The sequence below is a fragment of the Neisseria sp. genome (assembly GCF_041804105.1).
GTDB lineage: Bacteria > Pseudomonadota > Gammaproteobacteria > Burkholderiales > Neisseriaceae > Neisseria.
In genome coordinates this window covers 1-9,048 of record NZ_JBHCJY010000014.1, presented here as the reverse complement: position 1 = coordinate 9,048, position 9,048 = coordinate 1, and the positions used below count along the sequence as shown (strand labels likewise).

Below are 9,048 nucleotides of genomic sequence, written 5' to 3'. Positions count from 1 at the left end.
TTCCACCTTATAGCCCCGATCTGAATCAGATAGAGAAAAAGTGGGCTTGGATTAAAGGTGTTAGGAATCGGCTGCGAATTACGGATGTGGATTGGCTGTTTCAGGTGTGTATCGATAAATAAGTTTATTTGCTATATTTCATCCTATACCCGTAACACCGTGCCCAAAATGTAGCCCGCCCCATCTTGCCTGCATCTTTGTTTGTGAATTTTTCTATCGGACGGAACTGCCTTGGGGTTTGGAAAATGTGTGGAATATGCGGGTGTGTGAAAATGGTTTCGCGGTAAGAAGGCAGATGCAATCGTTATCGGCTGATTTAGGCTTTTGTGTGTAAGCTGATATGGAAAATCATCGCACTGTTGACACTTTGGGGGAGTGGTTTGGTTTCCGTTTTCAGCTGCATGATGTGCCAGTGAATTGTTGATCTGTTGAGAAGCATGAGATAACCATGGGACTTTTCCGTGCCAGTAGTGCACTTAAATCGCAAAATCCGTTTATTCGGTCTGTATTCTTAATGCGGAAAATGTAAATAACACCGTCAATTGCTGCATCTGTGTAAGCAGGTTATTTGAGGCCGTCTGAAAAGCAAAAACCCTGCGCAAAGGCAGGGCCGGATAATGTAACTGTATCTCTGTAAACGGATTAACGTTTTGAGAACTGTTTGGCACGGCGTGCTTTGCGCAGACCGGGTTTTTTACGTTCCACTTCACGCGCATCACGGGTAACGAAGCCGGCTTGGGACAGTGCGGGTTTTAAAGCTGCATCGTAGTCAATCAGCGCACGGGTAATGCCGTGGCGGATGGCACCGGACTGACCGGTTTCGCCGCCGCCGATAACGTTTACTTTGATGTCGAAAGTTTCGGCGTTTTCAGTCAGCACCAAGGGTTGGCGGACAACCATGCGGCTGGTTTCGCGTGAGAAGAATTCGTCAACGGGACGGCCGTTTACGATGATTTGGCCTGTACCTTTTTGCAGGAACACACGGGCAACCGAACTTTTGCGGCGGCCTGTGCCGTAGTAGTATTTACCGTTCATGTTGCGTCCTTATTTCAGTTCCAGAACTTTGGGTTGTTGGGCAGCGTGGCCGTGTTCTGCACCGGCGTACACTTTCAGTTTTTTAATCATAGCGTAGCCGAGCGGGCCTTTGGGCAGCATACCTTTTACGGCTTTTTCCAGTGCACGGCCGGGGAACTGCTCCTGCATTTGGCGGAAAGTGCGCTCGTAAATGCCGCCGGGGTAGCCTGAATGGCGGTAGTATTTTTTGTCTTCGAATTTTGCACCGGTTACGCGCAGTTTGTCGGCATTGATGACGATGATGTAGTCACCGGTGTCGACGTGGGGCGTGTATTCGGGCTTGTGTTTGCCGCGCAGACGGTGTGCGATTTCGGCGGCAACGCGACCGAGGACTTTGTCTTCGGCATCGATGACGAACCATTCGCGCTTAACCTCGTGCGGTTTGGCTGAAAAGGTTTTCATGGTGGGTAATCCAGATAGATATAGAAAGTTGTAGATTTTAAAGACGGCGAAAGGTTTTGTCAATCATGTTGGCCGTCTGAAATTACAGGGCGCTTTCGGAGGGGGATAAAACGGAAAAGCCGCGCTGGTCGTGCAGCGCGGCTTGAATACGGGATTCCCCGCTGGTGCCGTTTGGGCTGAATCCGCTTGAACCTTGTGAACAAGGTGGTTGTCTCGGGTAGTTTCGGGTTCGTCCGAGGGGACAATCGCGCCCACTACTGCTCCCGACAACCTGAAGCGAACTTATTGGTTCAAAGGAATTGTATGCCTTCGCGAACACCGCAGGGAAAAGGAAAGGGGTTTAACTCTGTTCGAGTTTGGCCAATGCTTTTTCACAAGTATTAGTCATGTCAGTAATTTTACGCTCAAATTCGCCGATTGCCAAATCATCTTTCAGGCTGATTTTCAGCAGGTCGTGAACGACGTTGAGAGCGGCCATCACGACGATTTTGTCGGTGCCTACAATGCGCCCGCCTTGGCGGACGGCTTCGATTTTTTGGTTGAGCATGCCCACGGCCTGCAGAAGCGTGTCTTTTTCTTCGGCCGGGGTGCTGACGTAGAAGCTGTGGCCGATGATGTCGATGCTGACTTGTTCGTTGCTCATTTACGCTTTCTCCTGCTGGTTGTTTTGGGGTTGGGGCAGGCGTTGTATCAGACGGCGTACCTGTTCCGCCTGTGTGCTGAGTGCGTTGCGGTAGTGGTCGTTTTGTCGGGTAAGGGTTTCGCGCAACGCTTCTTTTTCTTGGGTCAGTGTTTGGCGGAGCTGCTCTTTTTCTTCGGTAAGGGCTTGGCGCAAATCTTCTTTTTCGATGCCGAGTCGGTCGATTTTGCCCTGTAAGTCTTCTTTGAGCTTGGCAACCTGCACCAGCAGCGCTTCGCTCAATTCGTCGGTGGCGGCCTGATGTTCGCGTTTTTCCCGTTCGTTTTCCTGTTTGAGGAAGGCGATTTCTTCTTTCAGGCGTTTGTTTTCGCTTGCGACGGTTTCGAATTTTTGTGCCAACTGGTAAACGCTGGTTTCCAGTTTGTTGAGTAGATGGTTCATGGATTGGGTTCGGTTGAAGTGGATTTGCCTGTAAGCATAGTGAGATGTGTTAAGGCTGTCAAATGGACGGGGCGTTGCTGCGGGATGGAAAAGGCCGTCTGAAAAGGTTTCAGACGGCCTTTGTGCGCAGGTTTATGGGTTGGTTATTCAAACCGCGTTTCACGATCCATCAGCCGCTCGACAACCTGCTGGGCGGTCATTTCCTTGCGGATGAGTTGCAGCAGGGTTTGCGTGATGGGCATGTCGATTTGGTATTTGCAGGCCGTGTTGAACACTTCTTCGATGGTGCTGACGCCTTCGGAAACGTGGCCGATTTCGGTCAGCACTTGGTGCAGTTCTTTGCCTTCGGCCAATCCCAGTCCGACGCGGCGGTTGCGCGAGAGTGCGCCGGTGCAGGTCAGAATCAGGTCGCCGATGCCGGCCAGTCCCATCATGGTTTTGGGTTGCGCACCCATGGCGATGGCCAGACGGGTGATTTCCGCGAGGCCGCGCGTTACCAGCGCGGCGCGGGCGTTCAGGCCGTATTCGAGGCCGTCTGAAAGGCCGGTGGCAATGGCCATGACGTTTTTCACCGCGCCGCCCACGGCAACGCCGATAACGTCTTCGCTGCCGTAAAGCCGCAGGACGCGGGAATTGAGCGTGTGTACCAATTCTTCAATCCATGCTTTGTTTTCGGATGCGAGAACCACCGCGCACGGCAGTTGTTTGGCCAACTCTTGGGCGAAGCTGGGGCCGGAGAGCACGCCGATTTTTTTGTTGTCGGGCAATACGTCTTTTACCACTTGGAAGGTCAACAGGCCGGTATCCTGCTCGAACCCTTTGCAGGCGGCGAGTACGGGCAGGTGGGCGGCGCCGTGTTCTTTCAGCAGCGCGGCGCTGTCGCGCAGGCCGGCAACCGAGGTAACCAGCAGAACCAGTTCCGAATGTTGCAGCGCACTGCCCAAGTCCGAACAGACGCTGAGATTTTCCGGCAACGCGAAACCGGGCAGGTAGCGTTTGTTTTCGCGGTCGGCTTGAACCGCCGCCATGTGTTCGGTATTGCGCGACCACAGCGATACGCGGTTGCCGTGCAGCGCGAAATGGATTGCCAGCGCCGTTCCCCAAGAACCTGCGCCGATAACGGTAATGTTCATCGGTTTCTCCGTTTTTATGATGACGTTAACTTTAAAACAATCGGCCTGACGGTGCAAGCTCGGGCAAAATGCGCGCTCCGTCGGAGATTGTGTTTCAGCGGGCAGGGCGGGCGGCGTTTTCAGACGGCCTGATGTGCGGTAACGATTGTCTGACATACGCTTGTGAAATGCACTATAATAAATACGTTTGTTTACTTATACTTAAATATACGATATGAATATTACGGCAAAGGGCGGCATCCGCATTCCGGTATATATGGTTATGGTGGCTTTGGCTTTGGGCGGCTGCAAGGCATGGCTGCCGAGTGCGGGGCCTACCGTTAACGAAATGAATGCTTCGGCTTCGGGACGGGGCTTGTCGGAGTCCGACGTTACTTTGGTCGAAGTGGATGCGGACGTGCTGCGGCAGCTCAATGCCGGTGCGTTGCCGGAAGGATTTCCGGCGGGCTGGCAGAGCGGAAAACCGAGCCTGACGCTCGGCAGGGGCGATGTGGTGCAGATTTCGATTTTTGAAGCGCCGCCCGCCGTCTTGCTGGCGTCTTCGATGTCGGCCGGCGCGGCCGATTCGTCGCTCGGCGGCGGCTCGGGCATGTTGAACCTGCCCGACCAGATGGTCGGCAGTTCCGGTACGGTAACCGTGCCGTTTGCAGGGCAGATTCAGGTGTCGGGCAAAACCACGGCGGCGGTGGAGCAAATCATCCGTTCGCGTTTGTCGAAAATCGCCAACAAACCGCAGGTGGTGGTGCGGCTGACGCAAAACCAGACCAACGGCGTTACCGTGGTGGCCGACGGCCGTTCGGTGCGCCTGCCGCTGACACCCAAAGGTGAACGCCTGCTTGACGTGGTGCCGCTGGCGGGCGACGGTAAAGCCGTGAAGCATACTTCGGTCAACCTGACCCGCAACGGCGTAACCCGTTCGGTTTCTTTGAAAGAGCTGGCACGCAACGCCCGCAATAATGTTTATCTGCGCAACGGCGATGTGGTTACCGTGGCGCAAAACCCCTACCGCGTAACGATTTTGGGTGCGACCAACAGCAATGCGGCGCTGGATTTCGGCGACGACGGCATGACGGTGGCCGAAGCCATTGGCCGCGTGGCGGGTTTGAACGACTACCGTGCCGATCCGGGCGGGGTGTATGTGTTGCGGCAGAACGGCGGTGTGTCTTCAGACGGCCTGAACAAGCCCACGGTGTACCGCTTGGATTTGCGCAAGGCGGGCAGTATGGTGCTGACCCAGCAGTTCCGTTTGCAGGATAAAGACATGGTGTATGTGTCGAACGCGCCGAGCATCCGCCTGCAGAAAATCCTGGGGCTGTTTAATGCCAGCCTGGCGCCGGTATCGAGCACGGCGGGTACGGTCAATTCGCTCAACGGCAATTAAACCGATGAATGCCGACACCGTACTCATCGACATCACCCGCCTGATTTTCCGTTTGCTCAAAGGTAAGAAGGCAACCGGTGTCGATAAAGTGGGCTTGGCCTATATCCGCCATTTTTCCGCCGCATACGGGCAGCGCGCCCGTGCGGTTTTGTCGTGGCGGGGCAGGGTGTGCGTGCAGGATGCGCAGACTTCCGCGCTGCTGTTCGGCCGTCTGCTGCAAGACAATGAAGCCGAAACCGTTGATGTGTGGTTTTGGCGGCGGCAGCTTCTGCGCCTTGCCGCCGCGTTCGGCATCGACAAAAGCTATGCGGGTGCGGTTTTGCTGAACACGGGGCATAAGGGCGTCGAATCCGTGCACTATATCGATGCGCTGCGGCGGATGGGCGTGAAGCCCGTTTATTTCGTGCACGACCTGATTCCGCTGACCCACCCCGAATACTGCCGCGAAGGGGAAGAAGCGAAACACAGGCTGCGGATGCGCCATATGCTGCAAAGTGCGGCCGCACTGATAGCCAATTCCGACGACACCAAGCGCGAACTGCTGGATTTCGCGCAGCGGCACGGGCTGCCCTGTCCGCCCGTTCAGACGGCGTGGCTGGCTTCGGGCGTGTCCCGTCCGCTTGCCGAAACCGCAGCCGTGCCGTCTGAAATTTCAGACGGCCTTCCTTATTTCATCGTGGTCGGTACGGTGGAAGCGCGAAAAAACCATCTGCTGCTGTTGCAGATTTGGCGTGAAATGGCCGAAAGCGGCAGCAATGTCCCCCGCCTGGTAATTGTCGGCCAACGCGGTTGGGAATGCGAGCAGACAGTTGATTTGTTGGAACGCTGTGCAAAAATCCGTCCTTTTGTGGTGGAGTTGAACCGTGCCTCCGATGCGCAACTGGCCGCCCTGCTGAAAAACGCCCGCGCGCTGCTGTTTCCGAGTTTTGCCGAAGGCTTCGGCATGCCGCTGGTGGAAGCGCTTGAAGCGGGCGTGCCCGTGATTGCCGCCGATATTCCCGTATTCAGGGAAATCGGGCAGGGCATTCCTGATTTCGCATCGCCGCTCGACGGCAGACGCTGGCTGGAACTGATAAAAAACTATGCGGATTCAGACGGCCTGTTGCGCACGCAGCAGCTGCAGCGGCTGCTGAAATACCGTGCATGGACGTGGGACGACCATTTCGCGGCGGTGGACGGCTTTTTGTCGGAACACGGTTTGGCGCAGGCGGGCATAAGCGATGAATCTGCCGTTTGAGCGATGCCGTCTGATTGTGGTCGGCTTCCGCCGCTGGAAGGCATACAGCCTGTATCCCCTGTTGCGCGGCCTGTTCCGCGAAGTGGCGTATGCGCCCGATGCCGCCGCCGCAGAAAGGCTCGGCCTGACGGAAAACGACTGCGTGGCCGCATGGGGCATCCGCAGCCATACCGAAAGCCTGCAACGCCTGTCCGCACAATACGGCATCTGTTTCCTGCGCATCGAAGACGGTTTTATCCGTTCGGTCGGATTGGGTTCAGACCTGATTGCCCCCGTTTCGCTGGTACTTGATTCGCGCGGTATCTATTTCGACCCTTCGCAGCCCTCCGATCTGACCCATCTGCTCAACCACGGCGTATTCGGCGAAGCCGAACTGCAACGCGCAGAAGCGTTGCGCCGCTTCATCGTCGAAACCCGTCTCACCAAATACAACATCGATGCCGTCTGCCCGCCTGTGTGGGCGGATAAAACCGGCGGCCGCAAAACCGTACTCGTCCCGGGGCAGGTAGAAACCGACGCTTCCATCCGTTTGGGCGGCCACGGCATCCAAACCAATCTCGAACTGCTTCGGGCCGCGCGTGCCGCAGAACCCGATGCGTTTATCGTTTACAAACCCCATCCCGACGTTTTGGCCAAAAACCGCAAAGGCGGCACCGGCCGCGCGGCGCAATACGCCGATGTGGTGGAAACCGAAAGCTCGGTGGTGTCGCTGTTGGAAGTGTGCGACAGCGTGCACACCATCACATCGCTGACCGGTTTCGACGCGCTGCTGCGGCAGAAAAGCGTTACCGTGTACGGCAGGCCGTTTTACGCAGGCTGGGGGCTGACCGACGACCGCGCCCCGTTTTCAGACGGCCAAAGGCACTGCATGCGCACGATGGCGGAATTGGTTGCCGCTGCGCTGTTGCGCTATCCCGTTTATTTCGATTGGGAAAACCGCCGTCCCGCCGACTGCGAAACCGTGTTGCAGCAGCTTGTGCGGCAGCGCGATGTGCTCCACCGCACCGGTGCGGCAGGCCGTCTGAAACACGGTTTTTTCAGACGGCAGGGACGCAAAATAAGCGTATTGGCCCGCGCGTTTGCCACGCGTTGGAAGTAGGTAGTAGGTACGGTTAGCCGCTTCAGGCGGCGTAACCGTACGAAAAATCCGAAACAGCGCACCGTGTTTGTGGTACGACCGGCCGCCAAGCGGCGCAGCCGCACGAACGGCTGCTCGGCAGGATAAAGGCCGTCTGAATGTTTTTCAGACGGCCTTTTGCAAAACCTTTCAAGCCCGACGGCGATTTGCCGCCGCTTCTGCCGTACAATGCACCCGTTACCGTTTCTTTACGGATTCAAAACCATGTCCGCCGTTTTTTCTTTGACCGATTGGTTGCTGTTTGCGCTGCTGGCGGTGCCTGTTTTGGCGACGCTGCTGCCGCTGGTAAACCGCGACCATTGGATTTTCCGCATTTTCGATTTTCCCCGCATCCAGATTGCCGCGCTCAGCCTGCTGTGCGTGGTGCTGAACGTCATATGGCAGCGGCACGACTCGTGGCCGTTTATCGCGTTGGAGCTGGTGAATCTGGCCTGTTTCGCCTACCAGCTTTGGGAGATTTCCGCCTACACCCGTCTGCACAAACCCGAAGTGCTGCGCTACACGGGCGGGGACGACGGACGAACCGTATCCCTGCTGACCAGCAACGTGCTGACCCCCAACCGCCGTGCCGACCTGCTGCTGGCGGCGGTGGCGCAGCGGCAGCCCGATGTGGTGCTGACATTGGAAACCGACCTTTGGTGGGAAACGCAACTTGCCCCGTTGGAACAGGAACACGGCTACGTTTACACGGTCAAAATCCCGCTCGACAACCTTTACGGCATGCACCTTTACAGCCGCCTGCCGCTGCGTAACGCCGAAGTGCGGCACTGGGTGGCCGAAGACATCCCCTCGATAGCCGCCGAACTGCAACTGCGTTCCGGCGAATGGATACGCATCTACTGCCTGCACCCGATGCCGCCCAGCCCCACCGAAGCCGATACGTCCACCGATCGCGATGCCGAACTTCTGCTGGTGGGGCGCGAAATCGCCAAAAACAACCATTCCGTGCTGGTGTTCGGCGATTTGAACGATGTCGCCTGGTCGCGCACCTCGCGCCTGTTCCAACAAATCAGCGGCCTGCTCGACCCACGCAAAGGACGCGGCCTGTACAGCACGTTCCACGCAAAATACCCGCTGCTGCGCTGGCCGCTCGACCACATTTTCCACAGCAGCAATTTTATGATGACCGATATACAGGTACTGCCGGGCATCGGTTCCGACCATTTCCCCGTGTACGGCAAATTCCAGTTTGCCCCCGCCGCCGAAGCCGTGCAGGAAAAAGACGCGCCCGACGCGGAAGAAGTGCAGGAAGCGAAAGAAAAAATCGCCGAAGCCGAGCCGCTCAAGGAAGTGGTGCGGGAAAAATACGCTGACAAGGATTAACAGGCAGGTACGGTTAGCCGCTGAAAGCGGCGTAACCGTACGAACGGCTGTGGAAACAGGCAAAGGCCGTCTGAAAATGTTTTTTCAGACGGCCTTATGCTGTCATCGGGACGGTGCGGTAAAAACCATAATGTAGGTACGGTCAGCCGCCGAAAGCGGCGTAACCGTACAAACGGCTGTGGAAACAGGCAAAGGCCGTCTGAAAATGTTTTTTCAGACGGCCTTATGCTGTCATCGGGACGGTGCGGTAAAAACCATAATGTAGGTACGGTTAGCCGC

Annotated in this window: 10 protein-coding genes and 1 other RNA gene; 4 read left to right on the top strand and 7 right to left on the bottom strand. The window is 56.6% G+C overall.

Features of this window, described 5'->3' with window-relative positions; all coding sequences use genetic code 11:
• Nucleotides 1-642: 642 nt before the first annotated feature.
• The 6 genes from rpsI to ACEYDX_RS01165 all read right to left on the bottom strand — a co-directional run bounded on the left by rpsI (nt 643) and on the right by ACEYDX_RS01165 (nt 3,690).
• A complete protein-coding gene (gene rpsI, locus ACEYDX_RS01190; protein WP_373740211.1) occupies nt 643-1,035 on the bottom strand; it encodes a 30S ribosomal protein S9 in 393 nt (130 codons plus the stop codon).
• A 9-nt stretch (nt 1,036-1,044) separates the two neighbouring features.
• Nucleotides 1,045-1,476: a 50S ribosomal protein L13 gene (gene rplM / locus ACEYDX_RS01185; protein ID WP_373740210.1), complete on the bottom strand. Its 432-nt coding sequence runs from the start codon at nt 1,474-1,476 to the stop codon at nt 1,045-1,047.
• A 151-nt stretch (nt 1,477-1,627) separates the two neighbouring features.
• Nucleotides 1,628-1,806, bottom strand: a non-coding RNA gene (ssrS, locus tag ACEYDX_RS01180) — 6S RNA.
• Between the two features lie 10 nt (nt 1,807-1,816).
• On the bottom strand, nt 1,817-2,119 hold the full coding sequence (locus ACEYDX_RS01175; RefSeq protein WP_373740209.1) for a cell division protein ZapA: 303 nt from the start codon (nt 2,117-2,119) through the stop codon (nt 1,817-1,819).
• Nucleotides 2,120-2,557 (bottom strand): hypothetical protein, encoded by a 438-nt coding sequence (locus ACEYDX_RS01170; protein WP_373740208.1) that lies wholly within the window; start codon nt 2,555-2,557, stop codon nt 2,120-2,122.
• Between the two features lie 143 nt (nt 2,558-2,700).
• Entirely contained in the window at nt 2,701-3,690 is a 990-nt protein-coding gene (locus ACEYDX_RS01165) for an NAD(P)H-dependent glycerol-3-phosphate dehydrogenase (protein ID WP_373740207.1), read from the bottom strand.
• 214 nt (nt 3,691-3,904) lie between these two features.
• Here ACEYDX_RS01165 and ACEYDX_RS01160 point away from each other — a divergent pair, with 214 nt between their 5' ends.
• The 4 genes from ACEYDX_RS01160 to ACEYDX_RS01145 all read left to right on the top strand — a co-directional run bounded on the left by ACEYDX_RS01160 (nt 3,905) and on the right by ACEYDX_RS01145 (nt 8,769).
• Nucleotides 3,905-5,071, top strand: coding sequence for a polysaccharide biosynthesis/export family protein (locus ACEYDX_RS01160; RefSeq protein WP_373740206.1), 1,167 nt, complete (start codon nt 3,905-3,907; stop codon nt 5,069-5,071).
• 4 nt (nt 5,072-5,075) lie between these two features.
• Nucleotides 5,076-6,308, top strand: coding sequence for a glycosyltransferase family 4 protein (locus ACEYDX_RS01155; RefSeq protein ID WP_373740205.1), 1,233 nt, complete (start codon nt 5,076-5,078; stop codon nt 6,306-6,308).
• On the top strand, nt 6,292-7,407 hold the full coding sequence (locus tag ACEYDX_RS01150) for a hypothetical protein (RefSeq protein ID WP_373740204.1): 1,116 nt from the start codon (nt 6,292-6,294) through the stop codon (nt 7,405-7,407). The genes ACEYDX_RS01155 and ACEYDX_RS01150 overlap by 17 nt, the downstream gene beginning before the upstream one ends.
• Before the next feature lie 243 nt (nt 7,408-7,650).
• A complete protein-coding gene (locus ACEYDX_RS01145; protein WP_373740203.1) occupies nt 7,651-8,769 on the top strand; it encodes an endonuclease/exonuclease/phosphatase family protein in 1,119 nt (372 codons plus the stop codon).
• Here the strand turns inward: ACEYDX_RS01145 and ACEYDX_RS01140 are convergent.
• A partial coding sequence (locus ACEYDX_RS01140) for a hypothetical protein (protein ID WP_373740202.1) occupies nt 8,766-9,048 on the bottom strand: 283 nt, incomplete at its 5' end. The two genes, ACEYDX_RS01145 and ACEYDX_RS01140, sit on opposite strands and share 4 nt — an antisense overlap.

Coding starts and splice junctions, on each gene's coding strand:
- ACEYDX_RS01175 (WP_373740209.1), bottom strand. CDS start 2,119: ATGAGCAACGAACAAGTCAGCATCGACATCATCGGCCACAGCTTCTAC.
- ACEYDX_RS01150 (WP_373740204.1), top strand. CDS start 6,292: ATGAATCTGCCGTTTGAGCGATGCCGTCTGATTGTGGTCGGCTTCCGC.
- rplM (WP_373740210.1), bottom strand. CDS start 1,476: ATGAAAACCTTTTCAGCCAAACCGCACGAGGTTAAGCGCGAATGGTTC.
- ACEYDX_RS01160 (WP_373740206.1), top strand. CDS start 3,905: ATGAATATTACGGCAAAGGGCGGCATCCGCATTCCGGTATATATGGTT.
- ACEYDX_RS01145 (WP_373740203.1), top strand. CDS start 7,651: ATGTCCGCCGTTTTTTCTTTGACCGATTGGTTGCTGTTTGCGCTGCTG.
- ACEYDX_RS01155 (WP_373740205.1), top strand. CDS start 5,076: ATGAATGCCGACACCGTACTCATCGACATCACCCGCCTGATTTTCCGT.
- rpsI (WP_373740211.1), bottom strand. CDS start 1,035: ATGAACGGTAAATACTACTACGGCACAGGCCGCCGCAAAAGTTCGGTT.
- ACEYDX_RS01165 (WP_373740207.1), bottom strand. CDS start 3,690: ATGAACATTACCGTTATCGGCGCAGGTTCTTGGGGAACGGCGCTGGCA.
- ACEYDX_RS01170 (WP_373740208.1), bottom strand. CDS start 2,557: ATGAACCATCTACTCAACAAACTGGAAACCAGCGTTTACCAGTTGGCA.